22 protein-coding genes and 2 tRNA genes are annotated in these 23,255 nt (G+C 54.1%); 4 read left to right on the top strand and 20 right to left on the bottom strand.

Annotation, left to right across the window (positions count from 1 at the left end):
- Positions 1-76: 76 nt before the first annotated feature.
- From pstA to LBW89_RS22640, 4 genes are all read right to left on the bottom strand, one after another.
- Positions 77-958 (bottom strand): phosphate ABC transporter permease PstA, encoded by an 882-nt coding sequence (gene pstA, locus LBW89_RS22655; RefSeq protein WP_225040466.1) that lies wholly within the window; start codon positions 956-958, stop codon positions 77-79.
- Between the two features lie 3 nt (positions 959-961).
- Complete coding sequence (gene pstC / locus LBW89_RS22650; protein ID WP_225040464.1) at positions 962-1,909, bottom strand: phosphate ABC transporter permease subunit PstC; 948 nt, start codon at positions 1,907-1,909, stop codon at positions 962-964.
- A 67-nt stretch (positions 1,910-1,976) separates the two neighbouring features.
- Positions 1,977-2,837 carry a phosphate ABC transporter substrate-binding protein gene (locus LBW89_RS22645; RefSeq protein WP_225040463.1) on the bottom strand — a complete coding sequence of 287 codons (861 nt, stop codon included), beginning with the start codon at positions 2,835-2,837 and terminating at the stop codon, positions 1,977-1,979.
- 25 nt (positions 2,838-2,862) lie between these two features.
- Positions 2,863-4,281, bottom strand: coding sequence for a stalk domain-containing protein (locus tag LBW89_RS22640; RefSeq protein ID WP_225040461.1), 1,419 nt, complete (start codon positions 4,279-4,281; stop codon positions 2,863-2,865).
- Between the two features lie 282 nt (positions 4,282-4,563).
- On the opposite strand from LBW89_RS22640, the gene LBW89_RS22635 reads away from it, so the two are divergent.
- Both LBW89_RS22635 and LBW89_RS22630 read left to right on the top strand, forming a co-directional pair.
- On the top strand, positions 4,564-4,941 hold the full coding sequence (locus LBW89_RS22635; RefSeq protein WP_170287182.1) for a PilZ domain-containing protein: 378 nt from the start codon (positions 4,564-4,566) through the stop codon (positions 4,939-4,941).
- 78 nt (positions 4,942-5,019) lie between these two features.
- A tRNA-Gly gene (locus LBW89_RS22630) sits at positions 5,020-5,093 on the top strand.
- 216 nt (positions 5,094-5,309) lie between these two features.
- Here LBW89_RS22630 and LBW89_RS22625 read toward each other — a convergent pair.
- The 6 genes from LBW89_RS22625 to LBW89_RS22600 form a co-directional block, all read right to left on the bottom strand.
- On the bottom strand, positions 5,310-5,708 hold the full coding sequence (locus LBW89_RS22625) for a transposase family protein (RefSeq protein WP_225040500.1): 399 nt from the start codon (positions 5,706-5,708) through the stop codon (positions 5,310-5,312).
- Positions 5,709-5,790: 82 nt separating this feature from the next.
- Positions 5,791-6,948: an MFS transporter gene (locus tag LBW89_RS22620; protein ID WP_225040459.1), complete on the bottom strand. Its 1,158-nt coding sequence runs from the start codon at positions 6,946-6,948 to the stop codon at positions 5,791-5,793.
- Positions 6,949-6,953: 5 nt separating this feature from the next.
- The gene (locus tag LBW89_RS22615) at positions 6,954-7,493 is read right to left on the bottom strand and encodes a PadR family transcriptional regulator (RefSeq protein ID WP_225040457.1); all 540 of its coding nucleotides are present in this window, start codon (positions 7,491-7,493) and stop codon (positions 6,954-6,956) included.
- A 643-nt stretch (positions 7,494-8,136) separates the two neighbouring features.
- Positions 8,137-8,210, bottom strand: a tRNA-Arg gene (locus LBW89_RS22610).
- A gap of 92 nt (positions 8,211-8,302) precedes the next feature.
- Positions 8,303-8,674: a hypothetical protein gene (locus LBW89_RS22605; protein WP_148457216.1), complete on the bottom strand. Its 372-nt coding sequence runs from the start codon at positions 8,672-8,674 to the stop codon at positions 8,303-8,305.
- A gap of 2 nt (positions 8,675-8,676) precedes the next feature.
- Positions 8,677-9,012, bottom strand: coding sequence for a hypothetical protein (locus tag LBW89_RS22600; RefSeq protein WP_148457214.1), 336 nt, complete (start codon positions 9,010-9,012; stop codon positions 8,677-8,679).
- Between the two features lie 151 nt (positions 9,013-9,163).
- On the opposite strand from LBW89_RS22600, the gene asnB reads away from it, so the two are divergent.
- Positions 9,164-11,008 carry an asparagine synthase (glutamine-hydrolyzing) gene (gene asnB / locus LBW89_RS22595; RefSeq protein ID WP_148457212.1) on the top strand — a complete coding sequence of 615 codons (1,845 nt, stop codon included), beginning with the start codon at positions 9,164-9,166 and terminating at the stop codon, positions 11,006-11,008.
- A gap of 72 nt (positions 11,009-11,080) precedes the next feature.
- Here the strand turns inward: asnB and LBW89_RS22590 are convergent, their stop codons facing one another.
- The 3 genes from LBW89_RS22590 to LBW89_RS22580 all read right to left on the bottom strand — a co-directional run bounded on the left by LBW89_RS22590 (position 11,081) and on the right by LBW89_RS22580 (position 13,715).
- A complete protein-coding gene (locus LBW89_RS22590) occupies positions 11,081-11,722 on the bottom strand; it encodes an XTP/dITP diphosphatase (RefSeq protein WP_148457210.1) in 642 nt (213 codons plus the stop codon).
- Entirely contained in the window at positions 11,719-12,477 is a 759-nt protein-coding gene (rph, locus tag LBW89_RS22585; RefSeq protein WP_148457208.1) for a ribonuclease PH, read from the bottom strand. Before rph ends, LBW89_RS22590 begins: the two co-directional genes overlap by 4 nt.
- Positions 12,478-12,647: 170 nt before the next feature.
- Positions 12,648-13,715: a GerMN domain-containing protein gene (locus LBW89_RS22580; RefSeq protein WP_148457206.1), complete on the bottom strand. Its 1,068-nt coding sequence runs from the start codon at positions 13,713-13,715 to the stop codon at positions 12,648-12,650.
- Between the two features lie 204 nt (positions 13,716-13,919).
- On the opposite strand from LBW89_RS22580, the gene LBW89_RS22575 reads away from it, so the two are divergent.
- Positions 13,920-14,492 (top strand): phosphatidylglycerophosphatase A, encoded by a 573-nt coding sequence (locus LBW89_RS22575; protein WP_148457204.1) that lies wholly within the window; start codon positions 13,920-13,922, stop codon positions 14,490-14,492.
- A 95-nt stretch (positions 14,493-14,587) separates the two neighbouring features.
- Here the strand turns inward: LBW89_RS22575 and LBW89_RS22570 are convergent, their stop codons facing one another.
- The 7 genes from LBW89_RS22570 to LBW89_RS22540 form a co-directional block, all read right to left on the bottom strand.
- Positions 14,588-15,580, bottom strand: a complete 993-nt coding sequence (locus LBW89_RS22570) for an MBL fold metallo-hydrolase (protein ID WP_148457201.1) — start codon at positions 15,578-15,580, stop codon at positions 14,588-14,590.
- A complete protein-coding gene (locus LBW89_RS22565) occupies positions 15,577-16,317 on the bottom strand; it encodes a class I SAM-dependent methyltransferase (RefSeq protein ID WP_148457199.1) in 741 nt (246 codons plus the stop codon). The genes LBW89_RS22570 and LBW89_RS22565 overlap by 4 nt, the downstream gene beginning before the upstream one ends.
- 193 nt (positions 16,318-16,510) lie before the next feature.
- Positions 16,511-17,335 (bottom strand): carbohydrate ABC transporter permease, encoded by an 825-nt coding sequence (locus LBW89_RS22560; protein ID WP_148457197.1) that lies wholly within the window; start codon positions 17,333-17,335, stop codon positions 16,511-16,513.
- Entirely contained in the window at positions 17,332-18,144 is an 813-nt protein-coding gene (locus tag LBW89_RS22555) for a carbohydrate ABC transporter permease (RefSeq protein ID WP_225040498.1), read from the bottom strand. The genes LBW89_RS22560 and LBW89_RS22555 overlap by 4 nt, the downstream gene beginning before the upstream one ends.
- A gap of 231 nt (positions 18,145-18,375) precedes the next feature.
- A complete protein-coding gene (locus LBW89_RS22550; RefSeq protein WP_148457195.1) occupies positions 18,376-19,671 on the bottom strand; it encodes an ABC transporter substrate-binding protein in 1,296 nt (431 codons plus the stop codon).
- 185 nt (positions 19,672-19,856) lie between these two features.
- Positions 19,857-21,659 (bottom strand): sensor histidine kinase, encoded by a 1,803-nt coding sequence (locus LBW89_RS22545; RefSeq protein ID WP_225040455.1) that lies wholly within the window; start codon positions 21,657-21,659, stop codon positions 19,857-19,859.
- Positions 21,656-23,227 (bottom strand): response regulator transcription factor, encoded by a 1,572-nt coding sequence (locus tag LBW89_RS22540; protein ID WP_225040454.1) that lies wholly within the window; start codon positions 23,225-23,227, stop codon positions 21,656-21,658. Before LBW89_RS22540 ends, LBW89_RS22545 begins: the two co-directional genes overlap by 4 nt.
- Between the last annotated feature and the right edge of the window lie 28 nt (positions 23,228-23,255).

Below are 23,255 nucleotides of genomic sequence, written 5' to 3'. Positions count from 1 at the left end.
GTTGATTTCCCCGAAAAAAAGCCGCCGAAGCGATTCGCTTCGGCGGCTTTTGTTTTGTTGCTTCACGCAGCGGGGATTATTTTTTCAGCTTTCTGTTATTGATCCACAGCGGCACGCGGAAAACCAGATTGATTAGGAGCACGACGAACACAAGCACGGCGGCCGACTTATCGGCAATCTGCCGGGCATCCTCCACGATCGCTTCCGATTGGACGTACCATAAGTGAACGGCCAATGTTTCGCCGGGGGAGAACAAATTAAAGTCCCACATCTCCCCCGAGGTGCTCAGCCCCGCCGTCAAAATGATGACGGCCGACTCCCCGAAAGCGCGCCCGGCCACCAGGCAAATACCGGTGATGATCGCCTGCATCGCCACGGGGATGACGACGGTGCGGATCGCCTGGAAATGCGTCGTTCCTAGGGCGTACGCCGCGTTCCGAAGGTCGTTCGGCACCGCCCGGACCGCCTCTTCCGTGACGCGGGCCAGCATCGGCAAATTGAGGAAGGCCAAACTGACAGCGCCGCCGAGAATCGTCAGGCCGACATCGAAATACTCGGCGAAAATCGCCAGGCCGAGCAGGCCGAATACGATCGACGGCACGGAGGACAACGATTCTACGCAAATGCGGAGCACCTCCGTAAACCGGTTGTTCGGCGCGTATTCCGCCATATAGATGCCCGCGCCGACGCCGATCGGAATCGAGATCAGCAATGACAGGGCCAATATGTAAAACGAGTTGAACAGCATGGGGCCGATGCCCCCACCGGCATCGATTTCCTCCGGCAGCTTGATCAGGAAGTCCCAGGATAATTGCGGCAGCCCCTTGCTCAGGATGGTGAACAACAACCAAAAAATCAGCAGCATGATCACCGCGCCCAATCCGTAAAAACAACCGGTTGCGATACGATCCCATATCAGAGAACGGGTGTTTTGACGGGAGATTTTAAATCCGTTCATGACCTAGGCCTCTCCCTTCCTACCGATAAAACGGATAATCAAAATCAGTACGAAGGAGATGAGCAGCAGTAAAAACGCCATCATGTGCAGACTGTAGTTCCACGTTGATTCAAACTCGACATTGGAGATTTGCATCACGATGTTGCTTGTCAGCACCGAAGCGGAAGCAAACAGCGATTTGGCAAGCTGCGGCGTATTTCCGATCACCATGACCACAGCCATGGTCTCGCCGATGGCCCGGGTCATGCCCAATATAACGGCCGCGACGATGCCGCGGCTGGCCGACGGCAATACAACCTTGAAGATGGTTTGCAGCCGGGTGGAACCCAGCGCGTATGATCCGTCACGGTACTTTTTCGGGACGGACGTGATGGCGTCGTCGCTGATGCGGCTTATCGTCGGCAAAATCATGACCGTCAGTACCAGCGCCGCGGCCAACAAGCCATCTCCCAATCCTTCACCGCTCCATTCCCGCAGCAGCGGAAGCAGTACCGTCAGACCGAGATACCCGTAAACGATAGACGGAATTCCGACCAGCAGGTCCAGCAGCGGGCGAATGATTTTTTTCAGCCAAGCAGACGCAATTTCCGCGATCAAGATGGCCATGCCCACGGAAATAGGGACCGCTATGATCATCGTCAAGGCGGTTAAGGACAACGTGTTGACAATGAATAACGCGGCGCCGAAACGTTCTTCCTCCGGCGTCCAGTCGAAGGAGAAGAAAAACTCGGCCGGCGACACATCCCGAAAGGTTAAAATCGCTGTTTTGCCGATAAAGAAGATAACCATCGCCAAGACCAGACACAGCGCCAAAATACTGAACAGAAAGTAGTTTTTAAACAGCCGGTCCACCAGCTTTGCCCGGAAATTTCTGGACCTCTGTCTCCGCTGCCCCTGCGGGTCCGCGGCCGAACCGGAGCGCGGAACGGTGTTTTGAGCAGGTAGATTCACCCTGATTCCTCCCATACATAAAACCAGCCCCGTAACTCAGGGGCTGGCCCAATTGATGCTGCCTGACTTATTTCATTGCCGAGATCGGAATGAACTTTAGCTTTTTCAGGGAACCTTCCTGGAACTTTTTGCTTTGTACGTATTCGATGAATGCTTTCGTTGCTCCGGTAGGCTCTCCTTTCGTCATGTAGTACCCGTAAGACCAAATTTTATATTTGCCGTTGATGACGTTTTCCACCGTTGCTTCAACCCCGTCGTGCTTCACGGCTTTGATGTCAGTTCCACTGATATAGGTCAGGTCGATGTAGCCGATGGAGTTCGGCGTCGTGGCTACTGCTGTTTTCATGTCGCCGCTGGAACCCACTTCCTTGTAGTTCTTCGCCTTCTTCACAATATCCCCGCCGTCAAGCGCCTTGGCTTGATAATTGACGCGCGTGCCCGAACCGAACGAACGGGTAATTACCACGATATCTTCGTCGCTTCCGCCAACCTCTTTCCAGTTGGTGATTTTACCGGCATAAATCCCCTTCAACTGTTCCGTCGTAAGATTGTCCACATTCACGCTTTTATTGACGATTGTGGCAAACGGAATCACCGCCACTTTATTGGCGACTTGCCCTTCGAACGCTTTAAAACCCGGTACGTCCATACTGGCGTCCCAGTCACAGGCACCGATGTCCGCGATGCCCTTCTTCACAGCCTGCGGGCCGGTAACGGAGCCTTTCCCCGACGCGGCGATCTTTACTTTCGGATGCAGCTTTTGAAACTCTTTAGCAGCCTGCAACGTAAGCGGCAAAAGAGCCGTCGAGCCGTTGACCGTAATTTTCCCCTTCAAATCGTCCTTGGCCCAAGCCGAGCCGGAAATCGTCGTTGACAGCAGCACCGCTGAGGCTACAGCAACCAAAGATAATTTTTTAAACCAATTCATTCAAAAAAACTCCTCTCGCATTATATTATTTAGTTAATTCCGTCGTTTTGCCGTCCTTCACCAAGATCACTTTGCCGTCCGCGATGACCGCGATCGTTCCGTCCGCCGCCACGGCCCATTCCGAAACGGCTGCTTTCGTGCCGAACAATTCCGTCTTCGCGCCCGCAGGGGTTACTTCAAACAGATGGCTGCCATTCGCGTCCTCGGCAAGAATCATCAATTTGCCGCCGATCACTTCGCTCGAAACAACATCGACGTCGGCAACCAGATTGCTGATCTTTGTGCCGTCCGGGGAAATAAGCTTCAGGACACTGTTCTGAACCTGCCCTTCCGGATCCGCGCTGATGTAGCTCGCGCTTCCGTCCGGCAATATGGACAGATATAACTTGTTATCCTGATCTTTGGTCAATTGCACCGGTTTTGCTTCTTTATTGCCAAGTTCCAGCGAGAAAGCTTGCGTTCCGGCTTTGGAATAGTCGATGGTCAGCGACCCTTCCGTGCCTTCCTTGTCCGTTTCGGCTTTGCCGGTCATGGTCACAAAATACACGAGTTTCTTGCCGTCCGGGGATACTTGGACCTCCGATTTGTTCTCGACTTTGTCAGCCAGCACTTCCGTCACCTTGGCCTCATCCAGACTTATGTATGCAATCTTCTCCTGTTTGTCGCCCTGGATAAAGTAAATCTTCTTTCCGTCTGCCGACCACGTCAAATCCGTTTTGACCGATGTATCGGTGCCAAGCCGTTTCACCGTTCCGTTCCCCATGTTTAGCAGAAACAGGGCGCCGTTCTCATCCGTAAAGGCAGCGGCGGTACGGTCGGGAGAAAGTGCGGCCCCCACGATGTTGCCGTTGTCGGAAAATACGTCGTATTGTCCATTTTTCCCAAGTTTGATCAGTTGCGGAATTTCCGCGTCTTCTTGGGTGACGAGTACATTCCCGGCGGCATCAAACAACGGCGCGGAAAATTGGCCGCTCAAGCGAGCCATGCTGTGGATTTCCCCCGTATCCGGAAGCGCTTCCCCTCCCAAGGCGTTGACAAGCGCAATCGGCTCTACGTAAAGTGAACCTTGTACCGATTGCGGAGCCACCGCAAACTGGGCGTCTGAGCCGTCAACTCGATAGCTTTTGGAGCCGGCCTTCAAAATTACCGTGTGCAATCCCATGCTGTCCGTAACGGTCAATTCGACGCCCGATTGCTTAATGGACGCTCCCAAGCCGCCCGCCAAATCGCGAAGCGAGTATAAAGCTACTTGGTTAACCGTCACGCTTTTCAGTGAAATACTGGCGCCGTCGATCACCACGCTTTGGTTAACCACTTTCAGTTGGCTTGCGCCGGATTGCGTCGCGACTGGCTTTTGGCCGGCAGCCGCTGCAGACGTTAACGTCGCCGCCGATGTCACAACCGCGGATGCTAAAATCATGCCCAGAACTCTACTCATCTTCATTCGTTTTCACCCTTTTATATTGGCATCGTAACTATGAATTGATTGTCGTATACATTTGTTAAAGCAATTCCGCTGGATTGTAATACTTTGTAAATTCGCAAAAAAACAAAACTTTTGTGGAGAGGGACTCTTTTTTCTTTTTTAAAATAAAAATTATTTCCTTATTAGGAAGGTATAGGGGGGGATATAGGGAATTTCGTCGAAAAATAGGCCCCTGGATCGATGTCTTTCGTCACGATCTTCCGCTATAATCGTAACTACTTTGCCGTGCAGGAGGTATTTATGATTAATCGAAGGACTGAACCGTTTCGCTATTCCTTTAATCCGCCGCTCGATGCTTGGATCGAAATTGTTGAAATCAACGGAAGCCCGTTACCGACCAAACCCGCACCCATCGAATTGGTCGACATCAGCAAATCGGGTTGTCGAATCCGGACCGCGCTAAACCTTCGCGCTTTTTCGCACAACATAAGACTTCTCCTGCATGTACGTCTCAATGAAAACTCTTATGCCTTTACAGGGGAAATTCGTTGGCAAAAGGAGCTTGAACCGCAGATCATCCACTATGGAATATGCCTGCATCTTAGTGATGAAGAGAAAGAGAAGCTGAACGTCGAGTTAAGAGGAATGGCGGCCGCCCGCAGAATCGTCGTCAAGTGAATGAAAAACCACGAGCCAACAAGTCGATGACTTGATCTTTGTCCGGGTTCGCGTTATAATATTCCTTGCTTAGCTTTTGCGGGTGTAGTTCAATGGTAGAACGCCAGCTTCCCAAGCTTGAGGCGAGGGTTCGATTCCCTTCACCCGCTCCATAAAGACTTTGAATATTTTTATAATTGAATACCAGCATATAAACACACTGACTATTTGAGCCAAGAAACTCAAGCGGGAAGTGTTTTTTTGTAGTTTACATCATACCGGATGGGGGTATATTGTAAACGAAGCACTTCGTTAAACGAGGTGCTTCGTTCATTGTCCAACCTTTATGGTTTGAAATTGACCTTATGTCATAAACTATTCGGATATTTTTACCGGTGTCTTTCCGCATCGCAGTTTCCCTTGGCACATTCCTTGAAACTCGTCCCCTTGCTGCAATCCTTATGAATGTTCCGAACCGTCTTCTCATGGACCCCAATCAAATTCGCAATTCCCACATAAGTATAATCGGCGATTAGCAAGTCTCCGATCATCTTAACGAGCCGTTTGGTCATCCTCCTTTTGCGGTCCACTTCGGAAAGTTCCTCCCAAAATACAGCGGCGCAATTTCTGCACTTGTACCGTCTCCTCAAAATTAGCAAACTAGCATGTTTTTGCTTTACAGGCAGGTCCAACACCACTTGCTCCCTACACCCGTGTTTATGTAAAGGCTCCCCGCTCCCGCAATAGGGGCAATTTGTGGGAAAAGACGCTCGCTCTACCGGGATCATCAGATCCTCCGGATATTCCACGACAGGTCCACGGACTTTTAAATCCGGCAGACTATGCCAGTTCTGATGATTGGCCAACATGTCAGGCCTTTAGCTTACGGAGAGGGAGCAAATAAATTAAAAACAAGACACTCAATGTCATATACGCCGCCGTAAGCCCGAAACGATCCGTCAATGCACTCGCCAGGAGGGGACCGAGCATCATGCCAAGCGAGTAGGCCGTGTTATATGCCGCAAATGTAGCGCCTTGGGAAGAGACCCCCATTTCCTGCGAGATGTCGGCAAGCTTCGGAAGCGCGGGTGTCAACACCAATCCCAGACTGATTCCCAAACCGATCAACCCGATAATTTGCACCCAAATTTGCTTGGGAAGAGCATTTAACGGCAATGCGACCGCAGCCATTACAATTCCCAGCCGAATCGTTGCAAGATGCCCCAGCCGGGTAGACAGTGAACCGATCCATGGGGCAGCCACACCGTAAATCAAGGTGACTACCACAAACATCAGACCGATCATGGAGGGGGACAAGTGCAGGTCCTCATTAAAATGAATCGGCAGCGTCGGCTCTATACTTGCAAACAAAGCGGCTCCCACCGTAGCCACGCCAGCGATCACTATTACTCGCTTACTCCGCAGCAAACGGAAAGGGGAAATAAATTTGTCCGCTTTGGTATCGTTCAAATGACGCAGAAGCACAACGCTGATGGTCGCAGCCAAAAGAGCGATCCCCGCCGCGATCAGAAACGGCAGACGGTAGCCGCCCCATTCATACAGCCAGCCCCCGGCTGGCGGACCGAGCAGAATTCCCCCCGCCTGGCCCGACATAGCGATGCCCATCGCTCGGCCTCGCTCATTAGCGGGGAAAACCTCGGCGAGCAAGGAAAGTCCCGCCGTCCACGGCGCCGCCGCCGCTACTCCCTGCATGGCCCGCGCCAGGACCAGAACCAAAAAGCTCGAAGAAAACGCATAAACCAAAGTTGTCGCCGACAGCACAATCAGCCCGGCCACCAGCATCTTTTTTCGGCCTAACCGGTCTGCCAGAGCCCCGACGAATGGCGTCGCTATAAATAAAGCGATGGCATAACTGGCAAAAAGCAAGCCGATTTCCGATTGCGAGGCACCCAGCGATTCGGCATGGAGCGGCAGAAACGGAACGATGATACCGTACATTAACATATCCGCAAATATAGCCACGATCACAACCGACAGAACGGATTTTTTAAGGGGGGTGGAATCCATGAAGCTCACACCCCTCTCCCTAAAATCCCCAGTATTTCATCGATGCATTTAAGCTGAAGCTCGCATTGGTCATAAATATTATGAAAAATAACATCGATTTTCGGAGTTATTTCTCCCGGTACATTCCGCTTTTTCTCGTATCCCGATTTCATGCTGGCGTATACCTTTAAAATTTGCGTTTTCTGCTCTTCCAGAGCTTCCACGATTTGGTCCTCTTCCAGGTTCTCCATAAATGTCAAAGCCGTGTACAGGGATGCGGGGAACATAACGGATGAGTTGGAAAAAGAAGTCTTCAATAAGCGGCTCAATTCGAAAACCCCATCCTCGGTAATTTTAAAAATGGATTTGGTCCTCATCCCGGTTTTTTCGACCTTTTCCAACACCACTTTCCCTTCCTCCTGCAGTCTCTTTAGAGCATGGTAAATGGATGCCGGCTTCACGTAAGCCCACAAATCGGTCTGGGAAGATTCCATCATCTGCTGAATTTCATACCCCGACATCGGACCGTTGGCTTTTAAAAGTCCCAATACCATGGTACGGGTCATGATTGTTACCTCCTCTAATAACTTTTATAGTAATCGTTTAATACTAAACGTTTAGTATATGGGAAATACTATCACAATTCCCTACGATAAAAAACGGATTTAGGGCATTTCACCACATAATCCGATTTCTCTATAAGTTTGAACTATAGAAAGTTAGTCGGAGTAACTAAATTGATCTCATTGATTCGGATGAGGTAGTAGAGGATGGCGATATACGCGCTGAGGGGGATGGAGAGGGGACGGGGATCAAATTAACGGGAATTCCTCCCGTTAATTGGGTGCCTATAAGGCTGCAGAGGTGGATTAACAGGAAAAACTCCCGCTAATTCGGCTGAAATCGCATATATCGGCGGTTAGGTCGCAAAATAGCGGGAATTTTTCCAGCTAAATCGGATCTAAGGGACAATAGTGGAAAATTAACGGGAGGTTTTCCCGTTAATTTGTGGAGTGTGTAGACTGGTTGCAGACAGTGCCGCTTTATATCTACTTTGGGTGGAATTCTACACAGTCGCGCTCCCGCGCGAGACTCCGCTCGCCCCTCCCCCGCTAATCCGCGGGTGGTCTCGCTCCGACGAACTCCTACTGGGGTTCTCATCCCTTGGGACGAAAGAAACCAGTCCATATCATGGACTGGTTTCCTATACGTCCCAGGAGGGATTCGAACCCCCGACCGACGGCTTAGAAGGCCGTTGCTCTATCCAGCTGAGCTACTGGGACACAAAGTTATGTAAAAAGGATGCGTTATTTATTATAACGCATCCTTTCTATTTTTCAAAGGGGTTATTTGGCCTTATGACAATTTTGGGCCGTCACTCCCCCGAAATGGACGGCGATAGTCCGTCGTCAAGCCGTTCCTTGATCGCGCGGTCCGCCAGCAGGCGCTGCAGAAACTCGGCCCGCTGCCGCTCGGGAGACGGCCAGCCCTCGCGGCAAAAATCCTGCTCGGCCACCTCCTCAAACGCCTGGTGCATATTGTTGTCGTACCAGTCTGTTTCGAGGTCGGCATCGCTCTGGATCATGCGCACGATTTCGTACTCCCCGCCCTGTCCGCCGGACGAACGAGCCACGTACACAAAAAGATCGGGGTCGTCCACCGCCCCCGGGCGGACCAGGATTTCCCCGCAAGGCGTTCCTTCAACTTCGGTGATCCGCCGGAATACGGCATCCTTGATGTAGTACATCCCTAAACCTCCTCGCTCTCCACCATCCCGGGAGAAATCCGGAGGGAGCGGTGTAACTGTTCACGCGTTTCCTCGGTACCCAGCTTGTAAATCTGCCGATAAAGTTCATCCACTTGGCTTTGGTAGCTGGCGTTCACGTCCTCCTCGGGACTATCCGGCCAAGGATACGTGTAGGCAAAAAAGGTGCTCACTTCTTTTTCATCAATTTGCTCCAACATATGACGTATCGTGTCAGCTTCTTCCGGGGTCGCGCGGATCTCCCACTCATAACCCGTCGCGCCCTGATCCTCCAGCAAGGACCGGCCTTGCAGGGATACATAGTATGTTTTTTTCTCCATCGCCTACCTCCTGGCCCCGGGGAAATCCCCCGTTTGCTCATAGTTTTCCTTTAAGGACAGACATTTTATGCCCCGGGTAGGCATAATTTGTTAGTACTTTTCAGCCGGCCCAAAATGGGAACGTAAGCGATCATAGAGAGGAGAAACCACCATGTGCGGAATCACGGGTTTTATCGAATGGAATCGAGATTTGACGGCAGAGCTGGACCTGGTGCTGTCGATGACATCCTGTTTGGAAAAAAGAGGGCCGGACGCCCAAGGGACCTGGATATCCGGGCCCTGCGCTTTCGGGCATCGGCGGCTGAGCGTCATGGATCCCGAAAACGGCGCTCAGCCGATGGTGATTCAGGAGGAAGATGCCGTTTACAGCATCGTATATAACGGGGAGATCTACAACGCCCCCGAACTAAAAGACGAACTTCGCCGCAGGGGTCGTTCATTCCGGACAAACTGCGATACGGAGGTACTGCTCCAATCCTACATCGAGTGGGGGCCGGATTGCGTTTACCGGCTGAACGGCATCTTCGCTTTCGCGGTCTGGGATAGCGTAAGACAGCACGTTTGTTTCGCCCGCGACCGGCTCGGCGTCAAACCGCTGTTTTACAGCGAGCTTGACGGGACGTTGATCTTTGCCTCCGAGCCCAAGTCGATCCTCAAGCATCCGAAGATGGAAGCCGTCGTCGGGCCGGAAGGACTGGCGGAAATCTTCGTCATCGGGCCGGCTCGAACGCCGGGGCATGGGGTCTATCGCGACATGAACGAGCTGCGGCCCGGCCAGGTCATGATCTACAACCGGTCCGGGCTCCGTACGTACGCTTACTGGAAGCTGGAGGCCGAGCCGCACACGGATTCCGTGGAAGCGACCGCAGGCGAGATCCGCAGCCTGCTGCAGGATACGATGGAACGTCAGCTCATCTCGGACGTTCCGGTCTGCACCCTGCTCTCCGGCGGTCTCGATTCCAGCGCCCTGACCGCGCTGGCCGTCGATTATTACCGGCGGACCGGGCAGGGTCAGGTGCATACGTATTCGGTGGACTACACCGATAACGACAAGTATTTTCAGGCCCACAGCTTTCAGCCGGGGGCCGACACCCCCTGGATCAAACGGATGGTCGAGGAGCTCGGCACGGAGCATCACTGGATCTCGTTTGATACCCCCGAGCTTGTCGGCGCGCTGCCGGACTCCACCCAGGCCCGGGACCTGCCAGGGATGGCCGATGTGGACGCCTCCCTCCTCCTGTTCTGCCGGGAGATCAAAAAGGGCGCCACCGTCGCCATTTCCGGGGAGGCCGCCGATGAAGTGTTCGGCGGATATCCGTGGTTCCACCGGGAGGAATTGCTCGGCTCCGGCACGTTTCCGTGGTCGATCGCCACCGGGCTGCGCGCCGGCCTCCTCTCGCCGGAAATCCGCGATTGGATCGCCCCGGAGCGGTACGTCGCGGACCGGTACAGCGAGGCCTTGGAAGAGGTGCCTCAACTGAACGGGGAAACCCCGGAACAGGCCCGCATGCGCACGATGTCGTATCTGAATATCACCCGGTTCATGCCGACCCTGTTGGACCGCAAGGACCGAATGAGCATGGCGGCCGGATTGGAAGTGCGCGTGCCTTATTGCGATCACCGTCTCGTTCAGTACGTTTGGAATATCCCCTGGGAGATGAAAACGACGGGCGGCCGGGAGAAAGGGATTTTGCGCAAGGCGCTGGAAGGAGTTCTTCCGGACGATGTCCTCTACCGCAAAAAAAGCCCCTACCCCAAAACGCATCATCCGGCCTATCTGGAGGCGGTGCGGGGACAGATGCTCGAAATTCTGGATAACCCCGCCTCGCCCATCCTGCCGCTGATCGATGCGGACCGGATCCGCGAAATCGCCGCTTCTCCGGAGTCTTCGTCCCACCTGCCCTGGTTCGGCCAGTTGATGTCCGGGCCGCAGCTCTTTGCCTACCTGGCTCAGGTCAACCACTGGCTGACCACCTACAAGGTGGCCATCCGCTAGGCCGCCATGCAACTTCAACCAAAGAAGCCGCATTCCCTGCGAACAAGCGCGGAATGCGGCTTTCTAATTTTTCTATAGCTTGTGCACGGTTTGCTCCAGCTTCTCCGCCAGTTCTCGCAGCGCCGCTCCCCGGTGGCTGACCGCCTGCTTCTCTTCCAGGGTCAGCTCGGCGAGCGTCTTCTCGTACGACGGCAGGTAAAACAGCGGATCATAACCGAAGCCGCCGCCCCCCGCCGGCTCCGAGGTGATCCAGCCTTCCACGGTGCCGGAGGCTTCGGTAAATTCCCCCGTCGCCGGGTCATACAGCGCCAAATGGCAGACGAACCGGGCGGTGCTCAGCAGCGGCTGCTCCGTATCTTCGCCCTGCTGCAGCTTCTCGAGTTCCGCGAGCAGCTTGCGGTTGTTTTCTTCATCCGCAGCGCCCTCCCCCGCGTATCTGGCGGAATAGACGCCGGGCTCCCCGTTCAGTTTATCGACGCAGAGACCGGAATCGTCCGCAAGGACGGGGTGCCCGAGCAAATCCCCGGCGGTCTTGGCCTTCTTCCTGGCATTCTCCGCAAAAGTCTCGCCGTCCTCAACGATTTCCGGGACCTGCGGGTAGTCGTACATGCTGTGTACCGGCTTGCCCAAAAACTTCAGCGCATGCGCGAACTCGCGCACCTTCCCCTGATTGCGGGTAGCGACGATAATCACGGAATCCTCTCGGTTGCTCATGCATTTGCCCCCGTTTCGCCGCCGGATATTTTTAAGCCGATCGGTCCCAAAGCTTCGCGCTGCTGCTCGATCATCTCCCGGATTCCTTTCTCCGCAAGCTGCAGCAACCCGTCCAGCTCCTGTCTCGAGAAAGGCTTCTCCTCGCCCGTTCCCTGGACCTCGACGAACTGTCCTTGCCCCGTCATGACGACGTTCATATCGACCTTGGCTTTCGAATCCTCTTCATAGTTCAGATCAAGCAGCATCTGTTCGCCCACGACGCCGACGCTCACGGACGCCAAATAATCCGTTATCGGAAATACGGGCAGGGAGTGCTTGACCGCAAGCTTGTTTACCGCGTAAGCGAGTGCGATAAAAGCGCCGGTGATGGACGTCGTCCGCGTTCCTCCATCCGCCTGGATCACGTCGCAGTCGACCGTGATGGACCGTTCGCCAAGCGCCTGCAGATCGACGACCGACCGCAGCGCCCGGCCGATGAGACGCTGGATTTCCATCGTTCGGCCGCTGAGCTTGCCCCGGGCCGATTCGCGCTGGTTCCGCGTATTCGTCGCCCTCGGAAGCATGGCGTACTCGGCGGTCACCCAGCCTTTGCCCTGTCCCTTCATAAACATCGGCACCTTCTCCTCGACCGTGGCCGTGCACATGACTTTCGTGTCGCCGACCTCGATATAGACGGAGCCTTCCGCATATTTGTTGATGTCCACGGTCAATTTCATCGGCCGCCGCTCATCCGCTCCACGCCCGTTTATTCTCATTCTGATTGCCTCCTACGTTTCATGCTGTCTTTATAATGACTTTCCCTATTCTACCAAAGTGTGGGCATAAAAGCATCATTCCATTCCTCCCGCCGCCCAAATCCCGATGTCGCCGAGCAGGCGGAAAAAGACCCGCTTTCCGCGGGTCCCCTTACTCCCCAAACCCGCTTTTACAACGGGATTTCATTGATGCGTTCGGGGCGCAGGACCGGCTCCCCGTATTTCTGGTTGTCCATGCCGACGACGTCCTTTTGCCCGTTCAGCCAGATTCGCACCTTTTTGTCCGGCGCGTTCTCCGTCACCGTCAGCACCACCGATTGCAGCATCTGGGCGGGCAGCTTCTCGCCCGGCTCGAACATATCGTCCTCGAGGGAGACGGTAATCACCCCATCCTCAGACAGCTCCACGGCTTTCAGGACCGAATTGTCCGTAAGAACGCGCTCCAGGCCGTCCCCGCGGGCCGGACCCTTGATCAGTTCGCCCAGCGCCCCCGTCACCGGATTGCTGTCCGCATCGACAAACCGGGTCACCGGAACGAAATACGGCTCCCCGTCGGGGTTCGACGCCGAGAAAAAGACCGTGACCGGTCGCTTTTGCGAAAGGCTCGTTCCCTCACCCAACTGCAGGTTGATCCCGACGCTGCGGGTCAGCGGCCGATCCAGCGGAAAACCGTTGACGGGCATTTCGTTGAGTTTGGCTCCATCCATCCAAAGCTGGACCTTGTCGATGTCGGGATCGTCCACAAGCGTCCGGGTGACCGCCTCCACGATTTTGCGTTCGTCCTCGGCGGCATAGTTCCCGAACGATTTGTTAAATTCCACGACCGCCAGCTTCTCGTCTTTTTTCAACGTGACGGCCTGGACCTGGGTTCCCTGCGGAAGCACTCCTTTAAATCCGGCCGGCAGCATGCCCTCATAAGCTCCGTCGGTTACGAGCATCTCCAGCATCCGGTTCAGCTTATCGGCAGCATCGCCTTTGCCTTTGGGCAAATGGAGAGAGACGGGCGCCAGCAACCCCTGCTCGTTCTGCAAATAAACGGTGGACAACGATTCCTCGGTTTCCGCAGCGGACCGATTCGCGGTTTCCAGTGACTTCAACATCTGCATTTCCATCTCGCTCGGGGGCGGATCGATTTGCGCCGAAGAGCCTGTCCCGAACAAACTGCAGCCCCCAAGCACCAGCGGAATGGCCAACACGCCGGCCACGGCGGTTTTTCGTAAATGGCGGTTTGAGATCATAACCGGGTTTCCTCCTCAACTGACCTGTTCTGGGATTGCCCGAAAAGATGACTTTTTGAACAACCTCTATTACTATGTATACGAGCCCTCTTTCGGAAAATAACTAATTTTTCGGGAAGGTGGACAGACTGCATCATAGCTATGTGTCTTTGACGGGAATCCTAAGGCAGGCACTTTGAAAATTGCGAGGAGTAGGTGAAGGATATGGACATCGAACCAAGAAAAGCAAAAGCGCCTTACAGTCTGAACAGTAAAAAGGTGGCCGACGCCACGAAAATGTGGCTGGAGAAAAGGGGCGTCAAAATCGAGGAAATCGCCGAATTGGTGATGCTGCTTCAAAAAAAGTATTATCCGAATCTGACCATGGAAGAATGCATTCATAATGTCGAGCAAGTGCTTAAAAAACGGGAGGTCCAAAACGCGGTGCTCACGGGAATCCAACTGGACATTCTCAGCGAGCAAGGTCTGCTGATCCCCGAGCTTCAGGATATGATCGCCAACGATGAGGGCTTGTACGGCGTGGACGAAATCCTCGCCTTTTCCATCGTGAATGTTTATGGAAGCATCGGCTTTACGAACTACGGCTATGTGGACAAGTTAAAGCCGGGGGTTTTGGAGCGCCTGAACGACAAAACGCTCGGCCCTTGCAACACGTTCCTGGACGATATCGTCGGCGCGGTAGCGGCCTCCGCCAGCAGCCGGATCGCCCACCGCAAGCAGACGGAACGGGAGATGGAGCAAGGCGAAGAGACGCTCGGCCAGGACATCGTCCGTTAAACATGCGTAAAAGGCTGTCCCGCCCCTCTCGTTCAAGATGAAGGGCGGGACAGCCTTTTTTTCGCCAATTAACGGGATATTCTCCCTTTAAAATGTTACGCGAGCCGGTATGCCACGGTTCCGTCCAGGTCGGCGGCTTCTTCGACCGCCCGGCCCCGACGGACCAGCTCCACCAGATGCGCCAGCGCCTCCGACATGGCGAAGCGCATCTGGTGAATGCCGAGGTCCGTCCCAAACAGGGCGGCGCAGACTTCAAAGCCGCTCATCTCCCCGCGGGCCAGCAGCGCTTCGATCATGGCGAGTCGCTCCTCGTGATGGGCGATCAGCGCGGCACACCGTTCCGCGAAATGGGGGAACGGATTCCGGTGGCCGGGGAACGCCTTGGCCACCTCCACCGCCCGTAGTTTGGCCAGGGAAGCCATGAAGGTCTGCAGCGGCTGCGGATCACTGCCCGGCAGCAGGCTTACATTGGGCGAAATTTGCGGCAGCACGGCATCCCCGCACAGGATCAGCCTGCGTTCTTCTTCGTAAAGCGACAGATGCCCCGGGGCATGCCCTCCGGTCTCGATCGCCATCCAGCGCCGTCCGCCCATGACCAGCCGATCGCCTTCCTTCAGAAAACGGACGGAAGGCGGCGGCGTCACCTGCGCAAAAAAGCTCCGCAGATGGGCCGGGAGCTGCCCGCTCCATTCCTCCGGCATCCCGTGCCGCCGGTAAAGGCTCGGCAGCGCTTCGTTCATCGTGCTGCCCGATCCCCACATCCGCCCCGTCTCCTCATAGGCCCGCTCGGACATATAGACTTCGGCTCCGGTGAGCGATTGCAGGTACCCGGCCAAACCGTAGTGATCCGGATGGTGGTGGGTCAGTACGATGGACACGACTTCATCGGGGGACACCCCGAGGGTGTCCCATGCCGCCTCCCATACGGCTTCCGATGCCTCCGACCGGGGACCGGGATCCACGATCGCCACGCCTTCCGGTCCGCGAAGAAGGTAACTGTTGACCCAACGGAGCGGCGGAGCCATCGGAATTCGGAGCCGGACCAGGTCCTCTTCGTCAAATCTTTCAAAATCGACCGCTTGAATCATGGACGCCTCCCCACCATGATCATGCGGGGCGACCGCTCGGGATCGTAGCGCTCCTCGTCGTAGCCGCCGTGCACTTGCTCCAGCACAAGCCCCGCCTCGACCAGCATCGCCTCGAAAGTCTCCCGCGAATACAGCTTGATCCGCTCCACATAACGCCGGGGCGCTTCCCCGGGATTCGCTTCATTCGTAATGGTAATCCATTTTTTTACATAGCCCTGCTCAATCGCCCGCTGTTCGTCAATGCGCTGACCGTCATCGACCCGCTGCGAAACGGGTACCAAATGAGCCGCCGTATATGCCGGGTTCAAAAAGTCGATGATAAACCGTCCCTGCGGCTTCAGCATCCTGTGGATTTCCCGAAGCACCTTGACGTGCTCCTCGTCCCGTTCAAAATATCCGAACGAGCTGAACAGGTTGACGACCGCGTCATATCCGCCGTCCAGCGGCAATTTCCTCATATCCGCCCGCAGCCAGGCCACTCTGCCTTCCGGATCGTTCCTGCGCGCTTCCCGGAGCAGCACCTCGGACAAATCGACCCCCGTCACCTCGAAGCCCGATTCGGCGAGAGCCAGCGAATGCCGCCCCATTCCGCAGCACAGATCCAGCACCTTGGCCCCTTTGGGCAGTCCCAGCCAGGACGTCATTTTATGTACTTCCCGCTTAGCGCCTTGCACATCCCGGTGTTTGTAAACGAGCAAATAGTCTTCGCCAAAACTTTCCTCAAACCATTCCGCCATCCTCTTCTCCTCCCCGTTCCTTAGCCCCTGCTTACTCTATCTATGGGTTCATAGCTTTAATTGTACCTCCTGGCTCCTTCCGAAACAAAGGAGAAAAATCGACAAAGACCGCCCCAAACAAAGTCTGTTCGGAACGGTCCCCGCTTAACCCGGCGAAGCCCGGGATAGGGATATGGGTGAATGAATCGATCTTTTATTTCACGGAGCCTGTCATTCCCGCGACAAATTGCTTCTGCATGACGAAGAAGACGATGGCCGTAGGCAGCGTTGTAATGACGATCGCGGACATGATCAGCCCGTAGTCGGGCGCGTAACCGGAGCCCAGGTTGGAGATCAGCAGCGGTACGGTCATATTCTCCGGCGATTGCAGGACGATGAGCGGCCACAGGTAATTGTTCCAACTGCTCAAAAAGGTGATGATCGCCGCGGCCGCGTAAGTCGATTTCATCGTCGGCATATAGATGCGGAGAAACAGGCCGAGTTCGGACAGACCGTCGATTCGCCCGGCCTCCATCATATCCTTGGGAAACATCTTCGTGCTCTGCCGGAAAAAGAAAATCAGAAACGCGGTCGTAAACGTCGGCAGGATGACGGACGCCGCCGTATCGATCCCCAGAAAAGGCACGACCGAAGACAGCTTGGCGAACATCCGGAACAGCGGCACCATAATCGCGGCAAACGGAATCATCATGGAAGCCAGCAGAATATTAAATACGATGTCCTTGCTGCGGCTGCGGTACATTTCAAACCCGTAGCCGGCCGCCGAAGCGACCAGCAGGGACAGCACGGTCGTTACAATGGAAATTTTCGCGGAATTCCACAGGGCCCCCCACATATCCACGGTGCTGAACAGATTTTTCAAGTTCTCCAGCAAATGCGAGCCGGGGATCAACGTACCTTTCGTCACTTCAACGGAAGGGTTCGTGGCGCTGACCACCATCCAGATAAACGGAAAAACGGAAATCAGAGCGGCGATTCCCAGAAAGAGGTACGTAAATCCACGTTTGGTTCGGTTCATCGTTTATCGCCTCCAATTTTGTTCTGCAGCATCGTCAAAATCACCACCATCAAGACGATCGAATAGGAGACGGTTGCCGCATAGCCGAAATCCGGCGTGTATTCGAAGGACAGATTGTAAATATACTGGGAAATCGACATGGTCGCGTTGCCGGGACCGCCCTTCGTGATGTTGACCACCTCGTCAAAGAGCTGCAGCGTTCCGATTGTCGATGTGATTGTCGTAAACAAAATGATCGGCTTCAAGAGAGGAATCGTGATTTTGAAAAATTGAGTAATGGCCCCCGCTCCATCGATCCTCGCCGCTTCATACACGGATTTATCGATATTTTGCAAAGAAGACAGGTAAAAGATCATATTATAGCCGGTAAAACGCCAGGTAATCGCAATAATGATGGTAACTTTGGCCCAGAACGGGTCGGTGATCCATTGGATCGGATCCTGAATCAGATGCAGGTTCAGCAAAAATTTGTTGACGATGCCGTCGGGGCCGAACATGTATTTAAACACGACCGAGTAAGCGACCAGCGACGTCACGGTGGGCAGAAAGATCGCCGTACGGAAAAAACCTTTGAATTTCAGTCGGTCGTCGTTGAGCAGGACGGCGATAAAAATCGCCAGTACCAGCATGATCGGAACCTGGACGATCAAATAAATGAACGTGTTTTTTACGGCCGTAATGAAATTCGCGTCACTGAACAGCCGGATATAATTGTCGGCGCCCACGAAGCTCAAATTACTGCCTCTCCCGGATTTTAAGGACAGGATAAAGGCTTGAACCATCGGATAAAAGTAAAAAATGCTGATCATAAGAACCGGGATCAGGACGAACAACCATCCCGTCAGACTCGTCCGCCTCCGGGCGTTGTAGCCGCCGCGGGGCCGCGGGTTTATTTCGGTACCGACCGTTTTCACATCGCTCCACACCCTTCTATGTTTAACCTTTTCCTTCGTTTCCCCGGAGGATGTTCCCCCGCCCTTTTCCAAGAAGCCTCGGCTTTATTCGGAGAAGGGCGGCTGGGAGTTTTTTGAAACAGGTTGTTATTGGATCTGGGTATCCGCCTGGGCTTGAGCATCCTTCAGTACCGTATCCAAGTCCTTGCCGCCCAGGTAGTTCTGCATGGCCACGACCAGGATATCTTCAATCGCGTACGTGTTCATCCCGTAATTGACATTCGGAATTTGCTCGGTCCATGCCGCAAAATCGGAAACCACTTTTTGCCCCTGGAAAAATTCGTCCGCGGCCGCGTAGGCTTCGCCGCTTGCCGCCGCTTTCAGCGTACCGATGACCCCGATTTTCGAGTTCAGCGTTTGATACATTTCCACATTGGAGGCGAAGGTCTTCGCCAGGAATTCGGCCGCCGCCTCTTTACCGTCCATATTCAGCACGTACCAGGAACTGCCGCCCAGGTTGGACGCATGTACGGAACCCTGCGTCTCGCCAAGCTTCGGAATCGGAGCGACCGCCCATTTGCCGGATTGGGAAGCTTCGGCTTTGATGGACGGCGTGATCCAGTTCCCCGTCGGAACCGTCGCAACCTCGCCGCTGTTTATAAAACCTACAAACTGGCTCCAGTCGGAGTTCACTTTTACAATACCGGCGTCCATCATTTCTTTATACAGAGCAAAGGCTTCCTTCAGCGCCGCGTTATCCGCGATCGTCGGTTTCTGTCCGTCCTCGGCCGTATACCAGGAACCCGCGGACTGAATCATCATGCGGATTAGCCCCAGGTCGTTCGGATCGAGCGTGATCATGCTTTTGCCGGTCTTCTCCTTCACGGCTTTGCCGATTTCAATATACTTCTTCCAATCGATATCCTTCAGGTCCTCCAGCTTGTATCCGGCTTGCTCCAGATAATCCGTCCGCACGTACATCCCGGTGACCCCGGAGTCGAACGGAACGCCGTATTGTTTGCCGTCGACACTGGTCGGTCCGATTTTATAATCCGCGAAATCCGCGGCCTTCACGACATCCGTCAGGTCATGGAAAGCGTCGGGATACGCTTGCAAGAAGCTTTGCGCCCGATAATCCTCAATCAGCACAATGTTGGGAAGCCCTTTGGTCGATCCGGAATTGAGGCCCGTGTTGAGCTTTTGGACGATATCCGCCTGAGCGTTCTCTACGATGTTGATTTTTACGTCAGGATTGATGTTCGCGTAGGTTTCTTTGGCTACGTTCATCGCGGCGATATTAAATGCCGGGTCCCAGGCCCATACGGTGATTTCCTTGGTGTTCGCGGCGGCGCCTTCGCCTCCCGAGCCCGAATCTTTGGCTCCCGTGGAGCAGGCGGACAATACAACGGCACTGGCCAGCAGAATGGAGAGTAACTTTTTCAATGCGTAAACCCCCTTCAAGTTCGTGAATAAAAACAAAATGGAAGCGCTTCCTTTCACGCTTCCATCTTATCACTTTTGTATTCGCTGTCTTTTGCACTATCTTTGTGAGCTTTTGTGCTTTTCTTGGGTTTTGGCTTTGTGGCGGCAGCCTCCAATGGCACTATCTTTGTATTTTTGTAATTTATTTAGCTTTTAATGAACGGCAGCGCGATAGTGACCGTGGTTCCCTCCCCCGGCTTGCTGACTATATCTACACCGTAGTCTTCTCCGTAAAGATATTTAATGCGTTCGTCCACATTCCGGATACCGATGCCGGAAAAGAGCTGCCGCTTTCGCTTGGGCGCGGGCAGCGGCTCGTCCGCCGCGTCCGCGTCCTGACGCTCCAGATCCATCCCGTCCCCGTTATCGGCCACCTCGCAAACCAGACGGTCCTCCTTCGCGGCGATCATGATAATGATGCTGCCCTCTCCTTTTTGATTAAATGCGTGGAAGAATGAATTTTCGATGAACGGCTGAATCACCAGCTTGGGCATCTGAACATCAAGGCACTCCGGCTCCACATAGTAATGAACCCGAATTTTTTCTCCGTAACGCACATGGTTGATGAACACATAATGCTTCAGCGTGTCGAGCTCCTGCCGGACCGGGATGGTCGAGTCGACATTGCTGATCGTATTTTGCAGCAGCGAGATTAACGCATTGATCGTCTCGGCCGCTTTTTCCTTGTTGCCTTGCTGTACCAAAAATTTGACCGAAGCCAGCGTGTTGTAAAGAAAATGCGGGTTAATCTGCATCTGCAGCGCCGCCAGCTCCGCGTTTCTTTGCTGTCTTTGGGTTTCCACCAGCCGGCCGACATAGGCGTTCAGTTCATCGAGCATAAAATTAAACGCGTTCCCGAGCTCTCTGACCTCATAGCTGCTGGCGGTCACGTCGATATGCCGGTCGAAGCCCCGCGTCGGTACGCCCGACATTTCTTCCACGAGCATACGCAGCGACCGGGTCATCTTCCGGGTGATGAGAAAGACGACCACCAGGGAAATAGCGACGATCACCAGGGTCGTCAACAGCACGGCTTTGGCGTTCACCATCTGCCCGATCGCCGCCTGCTTGTCGATCAGATTCACCAGATAAAAGCGGAATTCCGGCAGATATTCCGACAGCACGATCACTTCATTCCCGTTGACCAAGGCCGTCTCTCCGTATTCGGTCCCGGCGGCCGCTTCCTGCTCTGACGCTTTGTCCAGCAGCCCCCGATCCTTCAGACCGATCAGGTCCCCCCGGCTGCTTGATACGATCTCCCCTTCTTCATTTAACAGAACGACGTCATTGCCCTCACTCGTGAAATTGGCGTAAAAAGGCTGGAAGCTCCGATCGTGGATCGCGACGTACATCACACCGTAAATGTAGCCGTTCGACGGTTCGTACAGCGCCTTGGACGCCACAAGGACCGGGTCGCCTTTAAGACCTTTTCCCGTCTCATCCTTATATAACTGATATATGATTTGTTTGGGATGCTCCTTTGTTTTAGTTGTGATGGAATGCTCTTTCAGATCCTCGGCGGTAACGGGCCAGTACCAGGGATTCGTGGTGTGGCTTCGTCCGTTGACTCCTACGATCATGATGCCGACATCATAGGCGCTGAAGTTGGAACGTATCGCTTTCATCCCCTGCGTCATGTTGTACGTCTTCATGGCCAAAGCGACGGCGTCCGATTCCCCGCCGGACAAATAACTGCGAATCGCCGCATTTTGCGCCATCATCGTGGCGCTGGTCGCGACGGCATTATGGTAGGCCTCCAGATTGGATTTCATCTGATTCAGCAGCTTCCCGTTCGTAATGCTGAACGTTCGGATAAACAGCCTTTCCGACATGTTGATCGTAATCGCCAAGGTGAGAAGCGATACCGTTACGATGCTGACAAGCGTCACCAGAAAAAGCTTGGGGAACATCCCCTGCTTTTGGAGTTTATGCATCCAGCGGTTCTTCATAGCTTTCGCATCTCCGCCGCATGCTGACGGCGGTACCGGCTGGGCGAAACCCCCGTCATCTTTTTAAATACTTTCGTGAAATAGCTTTGGTCCGAATAGCCGACGCTCTCGCTGATGTCGGAAATAGCGTCATCCGTCGTCAACAATCGCTCTTTGGCTTTCTCCAGGCGGATGCGGTTCAGATATTCATTGAAACCTTCCCGGTTATGCGACGCGAAGTAACTGGATAAATAGGAAGCGTTAAAATGAAATTTCCTGGCGACTTCCGCCAAAGTGATCGGTTCGGCGTAGTGTTCGTGAATGTATTCCAGCAGATTGGCCATATTCGGGTTCACCTGCTGCTGCGGCCCCTCCACGATCGCCCCCGCCTCCGCCAAGAAACGATCGACTACGTAAATCGCTTCGGATGCGTAAGCCGCCTCATCGATCGCCCGAAAAAAATCATATTTGGTTTTTTCCAGGGGGCCGATCTCGAATTTCATTTTTCCCAGCGTTGTCGTTACATTAAAGATAAAATTCCCGAGGAGCGACTTGAATTCAAATATATCGGCGGTATAGTCCTTCGCCCGTCGGGACATATTCGCCTGAAAGTCGGCGAACGCCTTGGCGAACTGTTTGCGTTTCAACAGCTCCGTCAATTCCCCTAGATCAAATCCCGGGGACGGGTCCGGACGGTTCGGAAGATGGCTATGTTCTAAAATGAGACGGTCCGGCAAATAAAAGCAATACCGGGCCAGTTTCGTGTAGTGCTCCCGGTAAACTTTACCGAGCTGATAAAAATCGGCAAAGCCATGACCGATCAGGAAGTGAATACCCCGTCCCCGTTCCGTCACGAGATCCTGCGCGATGCGCCGTAGGGCCAGCAGCAGTTCACCTTCATATTTCGGATCAAAATTCAGGAGGAACAGCGCTCCATCCGCAACCTGTTTGAGCCGCAAATGGACGGTTCTCCCTATATCGAGCCGATCCATCTTTTTTTCCAGTTCCGCGGCAAACCGTTTCTTGGCTTCCGTATCTTTAGCTTTCTTCATCTCGGCGCCAAAAAGCAGAAACCGTGGCGACGGAAATTTGGCCCGAACCAGCTCCGGATCGATATCCGCCTCGTAACCGGTCAACAATTTCTCGACCGCCAGCTCCAGCGACCGATCGGCGCTGCGCTCCTCCGGTCCCGCCGCATGCAAAGCCGCCATCTTGGCCGTCGTCCGGTTCAGTACCGACAGAAGATAGTCCGCTTCCAGTTTCGGTTTGAGGATATAATCGGCCACGCCGCTTTGAAAGGTGGAACGGACATAATCAAACTCGCTAAAGCTGCTGAGCACGATGATCTCGATCTCCGGATACCGCTCTTTCACGATTCTGACAAACTCCTCGCCGCCCATGACCGGCATGACGATGTCCGTCAGAATGAGGTGAGGCTTAAGCTCCCGGACCAAATCAAGCGCTTCCATTCCGTTGGACGCTTCGCCTGCGATCCGGTAGCCCTCCCGCTCCCAGTTCAAAAGATGCTTGATTCCCTGCCTGACCAGGAGCTCATCGTCAACAACGATCACTTTCCATAACGATTTCATGGTTATGCCCCCTTTGAACCCACGTTCG

The organism is Paenibacillus sp. alder61 (assembly GCF_020179875.1).
GTDB classification, from domain to species: Bacteria; Bacillota; Bacilli; order Paenibacillales; family Paenibacillaceae; genus Fontibacillus; species Fontibacillus faecis.
Note: the sequence above shows the minus strand (reverse complement) of the source record. Positions and strands in the feature narration are given on the sequence as shown.